At 51.3% G+C, this 18,222-nt stretch carries 11 protein-coding genes; all 11 read left to right on the top strand.

Annotated features, from left to right (window positions below):
• Nucleotides 1-5 precede the first annotated feature (5 nt).
• The 11 genes from RIF36_RS00485 (at nt 6) to RIF36_RS00435 (ending at nt 17,542) form a co-directional block, all read left to right on the top strand.
• Entirely contained in the window at nt 6-686 is a 681-nt protein-coding gene (locus tag RIF36_RS00485) for a GIN domain-containing protein (RefSeq protein ID WP_350123426.1), read from the top strand.
• 98 nt (nt 687-784) lie between these two features.
• Nucleotides 785-1,675 carry an ABC transporter ATP-binding protein gene (locus RIF36_RS00480; protein WP_350088617.1) on the top strand — a complete coding sequence of 297 codons (891 nt, stop codon included), beginning with the start codon at nt 785-787 and terminating at the stop codon, nt 1,673-1,675.
• On the top strand, nt 1,672-5,004 hold the full coding sequence (locus RIF36_RS00475; RefSeq protein WP_350123423.1) for a golvesin C-terminal-like domain-containing protein: 3,333 nt from the start codon (nt 1,672-1,674) through the stop codon (nt 5,002-5,004). Before RIF36_RS00480 ends, RIF36_RS00475 begins: the two co-directional genes overlap by 4 nt.
• 5 nt (nt 5,005-5,009) lie before the next feature.
• On the top strand, nt 5,010-6,533 hold the full coding sequence (locus RIF36_RS00470) for a TolC family protein (RefSeq protein ID WP_350123420.1): 1,524 nt from the start codon (nt 5,010-5,012) through the stop codon (nt 6,531-6,533).
• Between the two features lie 41 nt (nt 6,534-6,574).
• The gene (locus RIF36_RS00465; protein WP_350149245.1) at nt 6,575-7,633 is read left to right on the top strand and encodes an efflux RND transporter periplasmic adaptor subunit; all 1,059 of its coding nucleotides are present in this window, start codon (nt 6,575-6,577) and stop codon (nt 7,631-7,633) included.
• Between the two features lie 34 nt (nt 7,634-7,667).
• A complete protein-coding gene (locus RIF36_RS00460) occupies nt 7,668-8,381 on the top strand; it encodes a CPBP family intramembrane glutamic endopeptidase (protein WP_350123414.1) in 714 nt (237 codons plus the stop codon).
• 94 nt (nt 8,382-8,475) lie between these two features.
• Complete coding sequence (locus tag RIF36_RS00455) at nt 8,476-8,676, top strand: hypothetical protein (protein WP_350123411.1); 201 nt, start codon at nt 8,476-8,478, stop codon at nt 8,674-8,676.
• A gap of 34 nt (nt 8,677-8,710) precedes the next feature.
• A complete protein-coding gene (locus RIF36_RS00450; protein ID WP_350123408.1) occupies nt 8,711-8,935 on the top strand; it encodes a hypothetical protein in 225 nt (74 codons plus the stop codon).
• Between the two features lie 31 nt (nt 8,936-8,966).
• Nucleotides 8,967-12,143: an efflux RND transporter permease subunit gene (locus RIF36_RS00445; RefSeq protein ID WP_350123405.1), complete on the top strand. Its 3,177-nt coding sequence runs from the start codon at nt 8,967-8,969 to the stop codon at nt 12,141-12,143.
• Nucleotides 12,136-16,869: an efflux RND transporter permease subunit gene (locus RIF36_RS00440; RefSeq protein ID WP_350123402.1), complete on the top strand. Its 4,734-nt coding sequence runs from the start codon at nt 12,136-12,138 to the stop codon at nt 16,867-16,869. Before RIF36_RS00445 ends, RIF36_RS00440 begins: the two co-directional genes overlap by 8 nt.
• Nucleotides 16,841-17,542 carry an ABC transporter permease gene (locus tag RIF36_RS00435; protein ID WP_350086681.1) on the top strand — a complete coding sequence of 234 codons (702 nt, stop codon included), beginning with the start codon at nt 16,841-16,843 and terminating at the stop codon, nt 17,540-17,542. The genes RIF36_RS00440 and RIF36_RS00435 overlap by 29 nt, the downstream gene beginning before the upstream one ends.
• Nucleotides 17,543-18,222 lie beyond the last annotated feature (680 nt).

Below are 18,222 nucleotides of genomic sequence, written 5' to 3'. Positions count from 1 at the left end.
CCACTATGAAACTCAGCAATAAGATTCTCATCGGGTTCTTCGGATTTATCTTTCTGTATATGATGGCAGCGTTCACTGAGGTGAGACTTCGTGGATATAAAAGAGATTTGAATGGTGTGGAAACTCAAATTGAAACGGCGCCACTGGGAGATATTGGATACATCGTCCTTTCTGACCTTGATCATCGGGTAATCATAAGTTCATCGGATGAGCCCCGCATTGAGGTGAAAAGCATCGGTGGCGGCTATCTCTCCAGCATCGACTACGAGATGACAGGAGACACATTGCGGATCAAAGCTGTTGATATTACGACAGGCAAACCTGCCCATGTTATTGTTTATGTAGCCAATCTCAGAGGATTACATGCTACCCGTGCGTCAGTCAGCATAACAGATTTGAGTCAGCAGGAAATATCCATTACGCAATCTGGCGGCAGCATCAGAATGGATGGAGAAATCAATGTAACGAGCCTTAGCATAGCAGCGTCAGACAATGCAAACCTGGATGCAAGTGGTTTAAGTGTGAACTCACTATCAGTACAGATGGACGACTCGAAAGTGATGATCTGGTCGCCAGTTGTGCAACTGCGTGGCAGCATACTTAACGATTCTTTTTTAAGGATCGACGGGGTCGACGACATACAATTCACTAAAGACAAAAGCAGCAAAATCCAAATCCAGGACTAAGAGCTGACTGTGTATCACGATTTGAATTCGTATTTCAGACAAACAAGTTTGTAATCTCAGAAAGAAAACAAGCACCTATTGTAAGTATTCTGTAGCTGATGAACATTGAAATAAGAGGGCTTTCAAAAATCTATCCCAACGGACATGCGGCCATACGCAATGTCGACCTTGACATAGGCAGCGGCATGTTTGGCTTGCTGGGCCCCAACGGCGCCGGCAAGTCAAGCTTCATGCGCACCCTGGTGACCTTGCAAAGTGCTACGTCTGGCTCTATTCTCATTGAGGGAATGGATATCAACGAGCACCGCCAAGAGATCAGGGCCATGATCGGCTACCTGCCTCAGGATTTTACCTTTTTCTCCAAACTGAAAACATGGGAGTTTCTTGACTACGCCGCCCGGCTGGCCACCAACTTGAAAAAGAAAGACCGGCTGATCAAGGTCGATCACCTGCTCGACCAGGTAGGGCTGCTGGACGTGAGGGAGCGCATGGCCAACAAGCTCTCAGGCGGTATGAAACGACGGCTGGGCATTGCCCAGGCACTGATCGGTGACCCCAAGCTGCTGGTGATTGACGAGCCAACCACGGGCCTCGATCCTGAAGAGCGCATTAGGTTCAGGAACATCCTCTCCGACCTCAGCCAGAAAGACGTTACCATTATCCTGTCTACCCACATCGTAGGCGACATCAGCAGCACCTGCCACAACATGGCGATGCTCAACAAGGGCGAAGTAGCTTTCAAAGGTTCGCCTGAAGGCATGATCGATCAGGTGCGTGGGCACGTGTGGCAGGTGACATTGGGAGATGAAGAGTTTACAGCCATCAAAAACAAGTATTCGGTAGTGTCTACCATTCCCGTGGAAGGCCAATGGGAGGCACAGCTCATCGCTACCGATCAACCGCATCCAAAGGCAAAAACGGTGAACCCTAACCTGGAGCACGCCTACGTCTATTTTATGGAAAATCAATTGGGCGTGTCGCTGGTATGAGTGCTATTTCGAACATACTGACCATCGCCCGCTATGAGTCCAAAGTGGTTTGGCGCAATTGGTTTTTCCGGATTGTGTCGCTGGCAGGAATTGGCTTCGTGGTCATTTTCAACCTGGCCATTTTCTCGGAAATAGACCAGCCAAGGCGGTTTGAGCTTTCCAATAGCTGGATGATGCCCTACACCACCATGGTCATGATCAGTATTGCGCAGGCAGCCGCTGTGGTCTTTCTGGCTACAGGTCTGATCAAAAAAGACAAGAAACTCGATACCAACGAGGTATTCTTCGCCCGCCCGATCTCTAATCTCGATTACGTACTGGGCAAAGCGCTGGCCCTGTTCAACCTCTTCTTCTGGTTGAATCTGCTGCTTTTGTGCATACCACTGGTCGTCAACCTGACCAACCCCAACACTGCTTTCAATCCGCTGGCCTTCGTCATTTATCCCTTGCTCACAAGTTTGCCATCCGTCGTCTTCACCACGGGCATTGCTTTTCTCTTTGTTACCATTCTACGCAACCAACCCATCACTATCGTGCTGCTATTGGGACTGTCGGCTGTAGAGCTCATCTATTACTTTGATAAGTTCTCCTACATCCTCGACTTCATGGCTTTCCGGTTACCCATGTTTGCTTCGGAGATGACAGGCTTCGCCCACCTTGATTCGGCCCTATGGCAAAGGGCATTCTACCTGGTGGCTGGCGTGGCCTTTCTGTTCCTCACAGCCTTCTTCCTTGATCGACTGGCCAGCCACAAAACAACAAAGCTGGTGACTGGCCTTGTTGGGCTTTTATTGGTGGGTGTTGCGTCCTTTATCATGCTTCACCTGCTCGACATGCGACAAACGCCAATTGCTCTCAGGCAAGACATGATTGCGGTGAACGGGCAATGGGCTGAAGTGCCGAACATCGACATTCTCACCCACCACATTCAGCTTCAGCAGGTAGAAGACAAGCTTGTATCCACTTCCACCCTAACGGTGAAGAACAACCACAGTGAGCCACTGAACGGCTTCTACTTTACCCTGAACCCTGGCCTTGACGTCAGCAGCTTCACAGTGAATGATCGCAGCGTGGAGTTTGAGAGGCATTTGCAGGTGATTTCGGCAGACAATACGCTCCAGCCGGGCGAAGAGGCAACTGTCAAAATAGACTACCAGGGCACGATATGGGAGTCAGTGGCCCATCTTGAAGTAGACCAGGAACGATACGAAACGCCAAAGGAGTACCTGATGTTTTCCCTGCCCAAAAAATACGCTTTTTTACAATCCGACTATGTGCTGCTGACCACCGACGTGCTTTGGTACCCCGACACGCAAATTGGCTACAGCCGGGAAGCCCCCAGAAAAGAAAGAACGGCATTCATCGACTTTCAGCTGGAGGTGAAGGCAAAAGATGGTCTGATACCGGTTTCACAAGGCCAGGTGACGCAAGACGGCATTGTTTTCCGGTTTCAGCCCGAATACCCTCTTCCGCAGCTTTCGCTGGCCATTGGTGCCTACGAAAAGAAGGAGCTCACTGTTGATAGCGTGACCTACGCAGTGTATCACTACCCCGATGATGACTATATGTCGGAGCACCTCAGCCAGTTGACCGACACCCTCAGTTTGCTCATCAGAGACATCGTGAATGAATATGAGGACGGGCAGAAGATCACCTACCCTTTTCGCAGGCTTCAGTTTGTGGAAACGCCACTACTGTTCACCGCCTATGACAAAGTGTATGAAAGTCAGCAAGCCTATGTGCAGCCCGAAACGGTGTACTGGCCGGAAGAAGGCGGCGAGATCAGGGAGTTTGATTTCAGACGACAGCTGAAGGACATGGACGAGCAAGCAAAACGGGACAACCAGGTGCTCAGCGACAAAGAAAAGCAGGCCAATGTTTTCAACGACCTGATCAAGAAGGTGTTTACCAAACAGTCGGGCACCGTTTGGTACTATGGTGGCCGAAATGAGGACCAGCCCGATTATTCGCTGTTCCCTCACTTGTACAGCTACAACTCCGGGGTGGTGAGCCAGGACTGGCCCCTGCTCAACCGAAGCATTTCGAGCTTCCTGCGCAAAGACCAGCAGGTAGAGAACGATTATTCCCGAAACATGAATGGCATCTCGTTCGAAGAAGAGTGTAACGAGCTGCTGCGAACGACGATGATCAACGAGATCCTGACCAATGAAACAGATTTCAACAAGATCAGTAAGTCCGTCTCACTGAAAGGCCAGTACCTGTTTGCTTACCTGGGGCAATTGCTGGGGCAGGATGAGTTCAAGGGTTTTGTGCAAAACTGGGTCAACAGCCATCAGCACCAGCTTACTACCTACGATGATTTCCGGGTGGCGCTGCAGCAACACTTTGGGCTCGACATTGACCCGGTGATCAGGCAGGTGTATTTCAACACGGCGCAACCAGCGTTTGAAATAGACGACGTGCAAAAATTTGAAGTGCTGGACGGTGACAGAAAGCGCTATCAGGTGCTGCTGGACATTAAAAATACCGGCGACAACGACGGGGTGATTGAGGTAAAGTTCAATGCCGATGACGGTGGAAACGACAATCAATTTTCCCGGCGAAGGGAGAATCAGCAGGTAAAAGAGGACGTACCGGGCTATCTGTCAGTCATCAAAGTAGGCGAAGCAAAACAATTGGGCTTTGTGCTTGATGAGAAGCCTGACAAAATAACGATTAATACCCTCATTTCGAGGAATATTCCTTCGGTGATCACCATGTCAACGGGCATATTCAGCCCCCGCAAGCTCACTACGCTTTTCGAAGGAGAAAGGGTGCTACCACCCACCGAAGCCACCAGCCAAAGTGAAGTGATTGTCGACAATGAGGATTCTGGATTCAGCACGTTCAGCCCTGTGGAGCCTACCTACCTGCGGGCTTATCTCGATAGTAAAAGCCCTTCTGATCAAAAGTACTTTGGTAGCTGGCACCGCTCCCGCTCCAAGTGGAGGGCCACTACAGGCTCCAGCTTCTACGGCAAATCTGTCCGCTCTGCCCACTTCACCAGGTCGGGCAATGGCGACAAGTTAGCCACCTGGGAGGCTAAACTTCCGGACGAAGGCTTCTACGATGTGTACGTGTACATGATGGGCAAAAACCAGAATGAGTTCAACGGGCGGGACGACGACAACCGGCAATTCGACTACGATTATATAATCCACCATAGCGACGGAGCGGACGATATCAAATTCAATATTTCCAAAGCAGAGTATGGCTGGAACTACCTGGGCTCCTACTACTTCGGTCAGAATGGTGGGAAGGTAGTAGTCAGCGACAAGAGTGAATTTGGAACTGTATATGCCGACGCCGTGAAATGGGTGAAACAATAAACGATATGAGCTTTAAAAGACAAACCGAAGCGAATCCTATGAGACCAAATGCTTTCCAGCGGCCCCTCCTGCTTCTTGGGGCCATAGTGGCGGTAATCGTGCTGAGTCTGCTGTCGGCGCAGGGTGCCTTTGCACAGCAAGTGCTCACACTTGAAGAGGCCATCCAGATTGCCCAAACCAGCAGCCCGGATATCAAGAAATCGAGGCTCAACCTGTACAGCAACCGAAAAAGCCTCGATGCCCAGCGGCTGGCAATGAAGTCGAGGTTTGGCCTGGACGTGACGCCGTTCGACTATAACCGAACCAGGCTGTTCAACGACCTCGTTTCCCGCTGGAACACCAACGAGGACTATAATTCCTTTGCTAACTTTTCGGTCTCCCAGCCCATCGCAGCCACCGACGGCACGGTCTCGCTCATCAACCGGTTTGGATACAGAGATAACTATTCTGAATTTCAGGATGTTAGAACAAAGACCTATAGTAATAATTTATACCTTCAGGTAGACCAACCCATTTTCACCTACAACCGAAACAAGCTGCAAACACGGGAATTGGAACTCAACCTGGAGAACGCACAAATCAGTAACGCCCTTCAGCTACTGACGCTGGAGCGAAACGTTACCCAGACCTTCTATTCGTTTTACCAAAGCCAGAACAGCCTGGAGATTTCCAGAGCTGAACTCGAAAACCAGGAGATCAGCTACGAAATCACCAAAAACAAGGTAGATGCTGACCTGCTGGCCAAAGAGGAGCTGTACCAGGCCGAGCTTAACCTGGCCACCTCCCGCTCGACGCTGGAAAATAACCAGGTAACGCTTGACAATGCAGCAGACGACCTAAAGCTCCTGCTGGGCATTGGCCTCGACGAAGAGATTGCCGTGCAGGTCGACATCAAGTTTGTGACCCGGGAAGTGGACCTCAACCAGGCCATAGAGATGGGCCTGCGCAACCGGGTGGAGCTAAGGCAACGTGCGATTGATATTGAACGCTCACAATTTGAGTTGACCAGAACCAAGTCGCTCAACGAGTTCAAGGGTGCCGTGGCCTTGTCGATGGGGATCTTCGGCGACAACATCAATGCCCCGCAGGTATACGATTCGCCAACAGTCAACCCACGGGTAGCAATATCATTCAGCATCCCGATTTGGGACTGGGGCGAGAACAAGGCACGCATGGAAGCCAGCAACGCCAACCTCGACATCACCAAAATAGACCTTCAAAACCAGAAGAATGATATCATTATCAATATCAGAAAGACGTACAGAAGCCTCCAGAACCTGGAAAACCAGATAGAAATAGCACAGCAAAACGTAAAGAATGCACAGCTGACCTACGAGATCAACCTGGAGCGCTACCGCAATGGCGACCTGACAAGCATCGACCTCAACCGCTTTCAGAGCCAGCTGTCGGACAAGAAAAGTGCGCTGGCCAGTGCGCTTATCAACTATAAAATTGAGTTGCTGAACATGAAGATCCTTTCACTTTACGACTTCGAACACCAGCAGCCTGTTATTCCTAATTCTAATTAAGACCACTACTGATCATACGTATTATGACACGGACGATATACATGAAAAGCGTTAAAAATACTATCGGAGCCCTGCTGGTGCTGCTGGCCGTCACTGCCTGCAACAACGAGGAATCCAATATCCAAACCGAGATAAAAATCCCCGTTTCTGTGGCCATCATCAAGCCCCAGTCGATCTCCCGGTTCATCGAAACCACAGGCACCGTCTATTCCTCCAAGGAAGGTGCTATCAAATCGGAGCTGACTGGTTTGTACAGGCTTCAAACGAATCCTGCGACTGGCAGACCTTTCGCCCTTGGCGACGCAGTACGGCAGGGCCAGGTCATCATCAGACTGGAGGACAAGGAGTTTGAAAACAATCTCCAGCTCGACGGAAAAAAGCTCAGCCTGGAAGTATCGGAAAACAACCTCAACAAACAAAAGTCGCTGTTTGAAAAAGGGGGTGTGACCCAAACAGAACTCAACCAGGCGTCAATTGACTATGTAAATTCGAAATACGCCTACGAAAATGCGGAGATCCAGAAAGCCAAAATGTTCGTAAAAGCGCCATTTACAGGGGTTATTGTATCGATTCCCTACCATACCGATGGCGTCCGCATCGATCAGGGACAGGAGCTTTTCAAAGTGATGGAGTACGAACACCTGCTCATGGATGTGAAGCTGCCCGAGAAGCACCTGCCAGAGGTAACACTCAATCAGCTGGTGCAGATCACCAATTACAACCTGGCCACCGACACCATCATTGGAAAGATCAGCCAAATCTCCCCTGTCATAGACACAGAGACCAGAACCTTCCAAAGCGTACTCCAGATCAACAACGACAAGAAACTGCTCCGCCCAGGCATGTTCATCAAAGCAGCCATCCTGTCTGAGCAGCGTGACAGCACCATCGTCATCCCCAAGGAAACCATCATCTCCCGCCAGGATGGCAAAGTGGTGTTCACGGTAGAAAATGGTATTGCTACAGAGAAAAAGATCACGACAGGCCTGGAAAATCAGGACGTCATTGAAGTACTCAGTGGCTTGAAACTCAACGACCGCCTGGTGGTCACCGGCTTTGAAACGCTCAGGAATAAGAGCAAGGTAAGTGTGATACAATAGTTTAGTTATTAACTGATCCAGGAAATTATAATTGATGAAAAACGTCGATGAATCAAGAAGCCCTGTTTTATCCAAACAATCTGCACAGGTGCAGCCTCTACATGCATTGGTAGATCTGGCTATTTTCCTTTCAGTTATGTTTCTGGTTAGGGAAATCAAATTTGATAGCCTGGGTTTCTGGGGATACTCATTATTCAAGTCGATTACCACGGTAGGAGTAGCCACACTACTACTCTATTTCAGAAAGCAATCGTGGAAAGACCTCGGCCTCTTAAAGCCAGGTAGCTATAAAAAAATGCTGGTGGTGGCAGTCATCATTCTGTTAGGCACCCTAGTGTCAATAATGATTTTTGAAATGTTCCTGCGAGATATCCTATTTACAGGTACAGACTCAGCTTCAAAAGCTAATAGCTTCAGCGAGCTCGAAGGAAACATTCCTTACTTCTTCTCTATCATATTCTTTGTCTGGATTGAGTCTTCTCTGGAAGAATTACAAGATCGGGGATTCTCACTTAACCGATTTGAATCCCTGTTTACTAAAGTCCCACTTTCAACTATACTGGCAGTGCTAATGCAAGCGGCAATTTTTGGTTTTAGACACTCTTATGACTTTTCGCCAAGATCTATAACCACAGGTTTAATCGGGCTAGTCTTTGGGGCTGTCTATGTACTAACTGGCAGAAATCTTTGGCCTTTAATAATTGCACATATAGTACTGAATACCATGTCAATGGTTGAAAGGATTTGATTACAGAAAGTAGATAAAATGAACATACGTACTCATCACCGTAAAAAAGAATCAGGAATAACCCTAAGCTGGGGTAAAATCTCAGTCGAAGGAAGTGAGGAAAGACGGAAGTTGGAAGTCGGTAGACCGGAGAGCGAAGACGGAAGTTGGAAGTCGGAAGACCGAAGCAGGCGTCGGTACTGTAGCGATGGAAAGTGCGAGGGAAACCGTCAGCCGCCCGAAAGGTGGAAAGACAGAAGACGGAAGTTGGAAGTCGGAAGACCGTAGCCGGAAGACCGAAGTGACCAATAACTAATAACGAGTAACATTTAACGAATAACCCCAAAAGCGTGAAAAAGATAGTCTCCCTGGCCACATTTGAACCCCTGCCCCTAAAGGGTGTATGGTGGATCATTTCGTTTCCGTTAGCTACTGGTGTAAAATCTCTGTTCAGGAACACAAATACAGTAGAGACCCCAATCGTCATTATTGCACCCTTTAGGGCCGGGGTAAAATCTCAGTCGAAGGAAGTGAGGAAAGACGGAAGTCGGAAGACCGAAGTGACCAATAAATAACGAGTAACATTTAACGAGTAACCTCAAAAGCGTGAAAAAGATAGTCTCCCTAGCCGTGTCCTACCCCATTACCATTCTCATGATGGTGATGGCGGTCATCCTTCTTGGATCCATTTCCTTCGATAAGCTTGGGATAGAGCTCTTCCCCAACCTGAAGAACCCCACCCTCTTCGTGGAGCTCAAAGCCGGCATCAGGCCGCCGTCAGAGATCGAAAAACAGTTCGTGGAAAACATCGAATCCATTGCCATCCGCCAGAGTGGTGCTGTGGAAGTCAGCTCCATCAGCCAGACGGGCTACGGCAGGGTAACCGTGCACTACGACTGGGGCAAAGACATGGACGAGGCCTTCCTCGATCTGCAGAAGTCGCTGTCGAGCTATTCGCTGAACGACGACATCGACGAGTTTGCCATTTCGCAGTTTGACCCCAACGCCACACCGGTCATGATCCTGGGTATCTACAACCCAGCGTCGAATGACTTTGATGCCCTGCGCAGAGTAGCCGAAACCAACTTCAGGAACGAGCTCATCCGCCTGCCGGGCATTGCCGAAGTGCGCCTGTCGGGAGAGCAGGAAAAAGAGATTGTGCTCGAAACAGACCCTCATCAGCTAGCATCTTTTGGGCTTACGGTGAATGATCTGGTGGCCAAAATCCAAAGCTATAACCGCAACGTTTCCGGTGGCTTCATTGAAGAGCTGGGCAGAAAGTATATCATCAAAGGCCTGGGCATTATAGAGCAACCCGAAGACCTGGAAAACCTTGTGGTGGGCTACACTACCGCAGGAACTTCCACATCGGCAGCCAGCACAACACCCGTAACAACTACTTCAGCTGAAACAGCACAAACATCTAATAATCAACCAGTAAACACTAATCAAGTTCCAGTACTGCTTCGGGAGGTAGCCACGCTCAAAATCATGGACAAAGAAGCTGGCAGCATTGTGCGGGTGAACCAACGCAGAAGCCTGGGCATGTCCATTTATAAGGAAACCAGGTACAACACGGTGAACGCCGTGAACGAGCTGACCGAGGTGCTGGAAGACCTCAAGACGTCCGTGCCGGGCTATGAGTTTGTGATCATCCAAAACCAGGGAAGGTTTATCCAGGGCGCTATCGACGAGGTAAAAGAATCGGGCTTGTACGGTGCCCTGTTTGCCATGCTGGTGCTCTTTGTTTTCCTGCGCCGCATCGGCTCCACGCTGGTCATCAGCATCGCCATTCCCATCTCCATCATTGCCACTTTTAACCTGATGTATTTCAATGGGCTTACCCTGAACGTAATGACGCTCGGTGGTTTGGCCCTCGGTGCAGGCATGCTGGTCGATAATGCCATTGTGGTGGTGGAAGCCATCTTCCGAAAGCGGGAAGAAGGGCTCAGTGTCATAGACGCCGCCATTGCTGGTACAGCCGAGGTAAGCGGGGCCATTACCGCCTCTACCCTCACCACCATCATCGTGTTCCTACCCATCGTTTACTTGCAAGGCCCGTCCGGTGAACTCTTCCGTGACCAGGCCTGGACGGTAGCATTTTCACTGTTGTCTTCGCTGGCCGTGGCTATACTCGTCATTCCTACCTTGTTCGCCAGGGTCTTCAAAAACGACAAGACAGTGCTGGAAGTACAACCCCTGAAGTTTACCCGTTACCGCAGCTTCCTCAATGGCGTGCTTAAATACCGCATCGCCTTCATCATCGCCTCGTTGGTACTGGTGGTGGGGTCGTTTCAGCTTGTGTCGGTCATTGGCAGCGAATACATGCCGCAGTCGGGCACACGAGCCATCTCGGTAGATCTCAAGCTCGCCAACGGCACCGCCCTGGCCCGAACCTCATCGACGGTCGGACAAATCGAGGCACAATTGTTCCAGCTTTTCGAAGGGCAGCTCGATAAGGTGTATGCCCACATCGGGCCGGAGCAAAGTCAGTCGGGTATTGAAAACGAGAATGTGTACGAAGAGAACACAGCCAACCTGAAGCTGATCTTCAACGAAAGCACCGAGTTGGCCATTGCGGCCATCACCGACAGGCTGTCCACTTACTTCGAAAGTATTCCCGGACTGGAAGCTACTTTTTCTAATGATGAAAGCGCCCTGAATGCCGTGTTGGGCGAAGAGCAAATGCCTTTGGCTGTAGAGATCAGTGGCACCGACTTCAAAACACTCGGCTCCCTGTCCGACTCCGTCATAGCAGTGATGACCCGGAACCCCGACATCTACGAGCCCATGTCGAACCTCGAACATGGCGTGCCGCAGATCCAGGTGGATGTGGACAAGTACAGGGCTGGCCTCTTCAAGCTGTCCATCGAAGACGTGGTCACCCAAATCAAAGACCAGCTGGAAGGCAAGCATGCGGGCACCATTGAACGGAGCGGCGAAATGCAGGACATAGAAATAAAAGTGCCCGAGGTATCGCTGGCCGACCTCGACAATATGCGGATCAAAAGCGGGGAGCAGGAAATTCCTTTAGGTGAGATCTCCCACATCACGACTGAGTTTGCCACCAATTCCATTTACCGCAAAAATCAAAACCGGGTGGTGCTTATCAGCGCCAGGGTGAACCAGGAAAAGCCTTACGACAAAGTAGTGAAGTCGCTGGAAGACGGCCTTTCAGGATTGACAGTACCGCCTCAATATAAGATCGACGTGGCAGGCCAGGAGCTGAAGCGCAAGGAATCGATGCAGAACCTTACTTTCTCACTCATCCTGTCCATTGTGTTGGTGTACATGGTGCTGGCCTCGCAGTTTGAGTCGCTGCTCCACCCCTTCACCATTTTGCTTACCATTCCGCTGGCCGGTGTGGGTGCCCTCCTCTCCTTCTTTATCCTGGGGATGCCCCTGAACATGATGGCCTTTATCGGCATCATTATGCTCACAGGTATTGCCGTGAACGACGCCATTATCCTCGTCGACAGCATCAACAAGAACAAACGGGACGGTATGCCCATCCGGGACGCTATCCTCGATGCGGGCCAGCGACGGTTCCGGCCCATCATCATGACCAGTCTCACCACCATTTTGGCCCTGCTGCCCCTCACCTTCGGATTTGGTGAAAGTGCTGCACTCAGAGCGCCGATGGCCGTGGCTGTCATTGGTGGATTGGTAACGTCTACCCTGCTCACGCTGATTGTGATCCCGTGTTTTTACGAAACCATTGAAAGCATTGTCGAACGACTGGCCAATGTGAAACGCCGCCTGACCAAAGCCTCTCATGTCTAACACCGGACTTTTACATACCATCATCAAGCGGAAAGTACTGGTATCGATGCTCTTCATCGGGTTTTCGGTGATGGGCTACATCTCGTACAACAAGCTGCCGGTGGAGCTCTTCCCTAATGTGGAGCTGCCCATCCTCATTGTGCAGGTGAGTTCCGCTTCAGAGGTAGACCCTACCTACATGGAAAGCCAGGCCATCATTCCGCTGGAAGGCGTGATTGGCACGCTGGAAGGCATTGACGAGATCAGTGCCACGGCCGACAGCCGGCAAGGGATGATCTTCATCTCCTTTGTGCAGGGCACCAATACGAAATACGCCTACCTCAAGCTGGAGCAAAAGGTAGCCAGCATCAAGGCTGACCTTACGCCGGAGTTTGTTGTCAATATCATCAAAGTAGATACCGACCAGTTTTCCAACGCCTTTATGGATGTGCAGGTGCTGGGCAGCGGTGGTGTGGACAGGGTGCGGAACGTCACCGACCAGTACATCTTCGACCGCCTGAGTGAGATCGATGGTGTGGGTGGCGTGGAAGTATTTGGTGGCAGGCAAAAGACTGTGGAGATCATCATGGACAAGGCAGTGTGCGAAGCCCATGGCATCACCCCTAATACCATCAGCGGTGTGCTGTCGCAAAACTCCAACAAGAGTGCCTTTGTGGGGCAGGTAGAGCTCAACGGGCAGAATGTGTTTGTGAACGTGACCGCCGAGCTCAAAGACATCAACAATATCGAAAGCCTGGTGGTATCGGAAAAAGGGCCTTTGCTGCTCAGCGACGTCGCTCAGGTCTTCTTTGGGGTAAAAGAGCAAACTACCCTCAGCCGGGTCAATGGCAAGGACGCTGTGTCCATCCGCCTCTCCAAAGACCGGCAGGCCAACCTCATTGCGCTTTCTGACAAGACACTCGCCGCCATCGATGAGCTCAACGACGAGCTGGAGCCCATGGATGTGCAGATTGTGGTGCAAAACAACCAGGCCGAGGCGATGAGCAAAAACATCGACCAGATCCAGCAGCTGGCCATTACCGGCGGACTGCTGGCCATCTTCGTGCTGTGGGTATTCCTGCGCAGGCTCAAGTTCATCCTCAGCATTGCCCTGGCCATTCCCATTTCAGTCTACACGGCCTTTAATTTCTTTTACGCCTACGATATTTCCATCAATAGCCTCACGCTGATAGGCATGGCCCTGGCCATTGGCATGCTGCTCGACAACAGCGTGGTGGTGATCGAAAACATCTACCGCCATGTGGTGAACAAAAAGCCCCCTGAAGAAGCCGTGGTGCAGGGAACCAAAGAAGTAATGCGGTCAGTCATTGCAGCTACTTTGACTACAGTCACGGTGTTCCTGCCCTTTATTTTCTCTACCAACTTCCTGGCGACCACCATTGGCACACAAATAGGCGTTTCTATTATCTCCACCCTGCTGGTGTCGCTGGTCGTAGCCCTGGTGCTGATTCCCATGCTGGCCCACGCCGCCATTGGCAAGACCGATGAGGCCAAAGCGCCATTGATTAAAAACGCCTCTATTCGCCAGCGCACGATCCAGATGTACATGGTCATCCTGAAATCGTGCTTCAGAAGGCCCGCCTTTACCATCATCGGTGGGATTGTGTTGTTCTTCATCACCATTGGCCTCAGCCTGCTGATCAGCGTGGCCAGTCTCAACGAGGTCGAAACCGAGAACATGAACATGTTTGTGACCATGCCACAGGGCGCTACGCTGGCTTCTACCGATTTGCTCACGCAAAAGGTGGAAGAAAAGGTGATGGCCATTCACGTGGTGGACAAGCTCATCAGCCAGGTGTCGGAAGGAAGTTCCGTGCTGACTGTGCAGGTGGTGGAAGGCTTCAACAAACTGGACACCATTTCGGCTGCCGACCTGAGAAACAGGCTCAGTGCCATATCCAAAGACTTTGAAGACCTCGACATCTCACTCGATGCGCCACCTGCTTCCTCAGGCCAGGATGGCAGTGGCTTCTCCCCTTCCGACGACTTCGAGCGCATGCTGGGTATTGGCAGCGCTTCTGAGCAGGTCATCATCAAGGGCAACGACTTTGAAGCCATGCAGTCCATCGCCAACGACATCAACACCTTCGTTGCAGGGCTGCAGTCGGTGGAGCGCAGCACAGTGAATGTGAGCCCGGAGCGGCCGGAAGCCCATATTTTGTTTGACCAGCGCCGCATGAGTGCCAACAGCATCACCCAGCAGGATGTGTCCACGGGTCTCAACGACTTCCAACCCTCTTTTGCCTCCGGCTCCAACTTTGTGAGCGGCGACGAAGAGTTTGAAATCACCATCCGCACGCAGGATCAGGTGGAACTGGCGGCCAAAGACATGAACGATCTGCGGGAAATGGACATCACTAATGCAGCAGGCGCTACGCATACGCTGTCCGACATTGGCTCGGTGATTTACTCGGCGGGTGAAAGCCGGATCAGGCGGCTCAACCAGGAGAAACGCATTGAGATCACCTACAGCTTTATCGACGAAGTGGTGAACTCCGAATCGCTGCTGGAAGCGTCCCGCCTGGAAATCGACCAGATTGTGGCCGGTATCAACATCCCCTCCGGCATTGTGGTGGACGTGGTGCACGACGAAGGCCTGTTCGACGAGTTCTATTTCCTCATTGCCGCTGCCATCGTCATCATCTTCATGATCCTGGCGGCTGTGTTCGAATCGCTCTACCTGCCTGTGGTGATCATGTTCTCCATTCCGCTGGCTGCCATTGGGGCCTTTATCGGCCTCACGTTTACCGGCAACTCCCTGCTCAACGCCAATACCCTCATCGGGTTCCTCATCCTGCTGGGTGTGGTGGTGAACAATGGCATTATCCTCATCGACTATTCCCACCTGCTCCGCCGCCAGGGCTACAACAAATACAGGGCCCTCATCATGAGTGGCATATCCCGCATCAGGCCCATCCTTATCACGTCCATCACCACCATTGTGGCCATGCTGCCACTGGCGCTGGGTGAGGCGGAATACGTGGTCAGCATTGGACAACCTTTTGCTATTACCGTGATGGGCGGCCTCGCCTTTGCCACCATCCTCACGCTGATTTACATCCCTACCATGAGTGCAGGCTTTGAAAGTGTGCTCGACTGGTTCCGGGGATTGAAGCCAGTGATAAAATTCACACAGATCGGGCTGATGACCTTGATTGCCGTTCTCATCTTCACCCAGATAGAAGGCTTCCTCTGGCAGTCGATCTGGTTCCTGTCTGCGCTGATCCTCGTGCCGGGCGGCACACACTTTATCATGACCTCGCTGCGCCAGGCCAATGCCAAAATGGTGGGCAAGGACGAGAAAATGCATATTGAGGTGCAAAACCTCACCAAAGTGTATGGCAGACCCGGCCGCTGGCTGAGGGAATGGAAAGGCAATAAGCACCTGTTCGACGAGCGGGGTGAAGAAATCGTCACCGGCAAAAGCATTCTCCAAAACCTCATCTGGCAGGTGGCCCTGATCGGTTTCCTCGTCTACTTCATCTACTTCTTCCTCGACAAAGCCTTCTGGCAGCTGGTGTTCATGATGGCCCTGCATGCCCTGCTCCTTTCCATCTTCCACGATGTGGAGCAGTGGGCCGACGACAAGCGACCACGACTGTTCAGCTTCCTGAGCGGACTCCTCTACTGGGTCTTCCCCATTGCCAGTGCCGTATACCTCTACGCCGATATCCAGGTGAAGGGCCTGGGCATTGTGTTGATTCTGCTTTGGTTCATTGGCCTGTTCCTGGTGCGCATGGCCAATAAGCTGGCGAAGCAAACAGTAGACCCGCAGCAAATTACCGGGCGCTTCAAAGGCATCCGGCGCCTGTACTGGAAGCTGATCCTGGCCATTCCCTTTGTAAAGCCTAAGAAGTCGCAGTTCAAAGCGCTGAAAGGTGTGAGCCTCACCATTGAGCAGGGCATGTTTGGTTTGCTGGGCCCCAACGGTGCCGGCAAAACCACCCTGATGCGGATTTTGTGTGGCATCATGGACCAGAGCTATGGCAAGATCTGGATCAATGGCCACGACACCACCCTGAAACGGGAGGAGCTCCAGGGCCTTATCGGCTACCTGCCCCAGGCCTTTGGCACCTACGAAAACATGACGCCCTACCAGTTCCTCGACTACCAGGCCATCCTGCGGAAGATCAGCAACAAAAAGGAAAGAGAAGACAGGGTGCAGTACGTGCTCAAAGCCGTGCACATGGACGAGCACCAGCACAAGAAGATTGGTTCTTTCTCCGGCGGTATGAAGCAGCGCATTGGCATTGCCCAGATTTTGCTCCACCTGCCTAAAATACTCGTAGTGGATGAGCCCACGGCTGGTCTGGATCCTTTGGAGCGCATCCGCTTCCGTAACCTGCTGGTGGAGCTGAGCCGGGAGCGCATTGTGGTATTCTCCACCCACATCATCGAAGACATTGCCAGCAGCTGTAACCACCTGGCGGTATTGATTTCCGGTAATATTGAATACAACGGCAGTCCTACGAGCATGGCCGAGCTGGCCAAGGGCAAGGTGTGGGAGTTCCACCTCTCGCCGGAGCAGTTTGAAGAAAAAAAAGGCCATTATGTGATTGTGCACCATATGCGGGAAGGCGACAAGATTCGGGTGAAATGCCTGGCGGGTGAGCAGCCCCGGGCCGATGCCACGCCGGTGCGGGCCAACCTCGAAGATGCTTACCTGTGGTTAATGAAAAGTAAAAACAACAAAGCCAATGAAGAGCTACCTGTTCCTGCTGTATAGACTGATCACCTACAATATCAAGGTGATCTTCGCCAACAAGTTCGTCTACTTTGTGGTGGCGGCCTTCCTGTTCTTTGGGCTGATCATCACCATTGCCATCTTCGACGACCCCAACTTCAACGAGGCCGTTATCTACGGCTTCCTCGTGTTCCCCGGCCTGCTGCTCATCTTCTACCCCATGGCCTATGGCATTCAAAACGACGACGACTCCAAAATGCTGGAAACCATCTTCGGCATTCCCAACTACCGCTACAAGGTGTGGCTGGTGCGCTTTGTAATCACCGCCGGCGTGGCGGCCAGTATCCTGCTCGTGCTGGCAGCGCTGGCCAACTTCACCCTGCTCCGATTCGACATTTTGCCTATGCTGGGTCAGGTCATGTTTCCCATTGTGTTCCTTTCCTCGGTGGCCTTTGTAGTGTCTACACTCATCCGCAACGGCAACGGCACCGCCATCGTGATTGTGATCATTGCCTTTATGTTCTTTGTGTTTGCCAACCCGCTACAAAGCAGCCCCTACAACGTATTCCTCAACCCCTTCAGCGAACCCCGTGACATGAGCGAGTTCATCTGGACCACCATCATCTTCCGCAACCGCCTCTACCTGTTGGTCGCCACCAGTCTTTGCCTGCTGTATGGGATGTATAATTTGCAGTATAGGGAGAGGTTTATTTGAGGGAATTGAAAGTAAACACGAGGATTGGTTCGAATCCGCTCTCGACCTCACTGCAATTATTGTTATAGGAATCTGGTGGGAAGAAGAAATATGAACTGTGGAGAGTACCAGAACACAATCGTCAGCCATACAGCCGAAGCCCGACCAAACTTCGTCATTTCGAACCGTTCGCTGCAAGCGAAAAGGGAGCCGACGTGGAACGGAATCCCCAAGAAAAACTGCCGAAGATGGCTACGGAGCCATATCCTTCAATTAGCCATTACCCCGTGACATGAGCGAATTCATCTGGACCACTATCATCTTCCGCAACCGCCTCTACCTGCTGGTGGCCACCAGCCCATGCCTGCTGTATGGGATGTACAATTTGCAGTTCAGGGAGAGGTTTATTTAGGGGTTGATGGGAGTTGGGCATACTGCAAACCCACTTCCAAAGCACCTACCACCACCTGCCCGTCTTTGCGAAGCTGCCTCAGTGCTTGTCTATTATGTGTGAAATCTCAAGGACAGCTGTGTTTCCCCGTCACGGGCAATCTGTCTAATACGGAGCTCGATCTTTCCGAAGCCTAATACCTCTAAAGCACTGACCCTACGGCACCCCCATTGTCTTCAACTTTGAGTAAATGAAAGCTATGATCGTCGCAATCGTTAAATTGTGTGTCTTCACAAAGCTTTTGTCTCTG

This window comes from Imperialibacter sp. (genome assembly GCF_040222815.1).
Lineage (GTDB): Bacteria > Bacteroidota > Bacteroidia > Cytophagales > Cyclobacteriaceae > Imperialibacter.
The sequence above is the reverse complement of the archived record's forward strand: the minus strand, read 5'-3'. Positions and strand labels throughout refer to the sequence as shown.

Coding starts and splice junctions, on each gene's coding strand:
- RIF36_RS00470 (WP_350123420.1), top strand. CDS start 5,010: ATGAGCTTTAAAAGACAAACCGAAGCGAATCCTATGAGACCAAATGCT.
- RIF36_RS00475 (WP_350123423.1), top strand. CDS start 1,672: ATGAGTGCTATTTCGAACATACTGACCATCGCCCGCTATGAGTCCAAA.
- RIF36_RS00440 (WP_350123402.1), top strand. CDS start 12,136: ATGTCTAACACCGGACTTTTACATACCATCATCAAGCGGAAAGTACTG.
- RIF36_RS00465 (WP_350149245.1), top strand. CDS start 6,575: ATGAAAAGCGTTAAAAATACTATCGGAGCCCTGCTGGTGCTGCTGGCC.
- RIF36_RS00460 (WP_350123414.1), top strand. CDS start 7,668: ATGAAAAACGTCGATGAATCAAGAAGCCCTGTTTTATCCAAACAATCT.
- RIF36_RS00480 (WP_350088617.1), top strand. CDS start 785: ATGAACATTGAAATAAGAGGGCTTTCAAAAATCTATCCCAACGGACAT.
- RIF36_RS00485 (WP_350123426.1), top strand. CDS start 6: ATGAAACTCAGCAATAAGATTCTCATCGGGTTCTTCGGATTTATCTTT.
- RIF36_RS00435 (WP_350086681.1), top strand. CDS start 16,841: ATGAAGAGCTACCTGTTCCTGCTGTATAGACTGATCACCTACAATATC.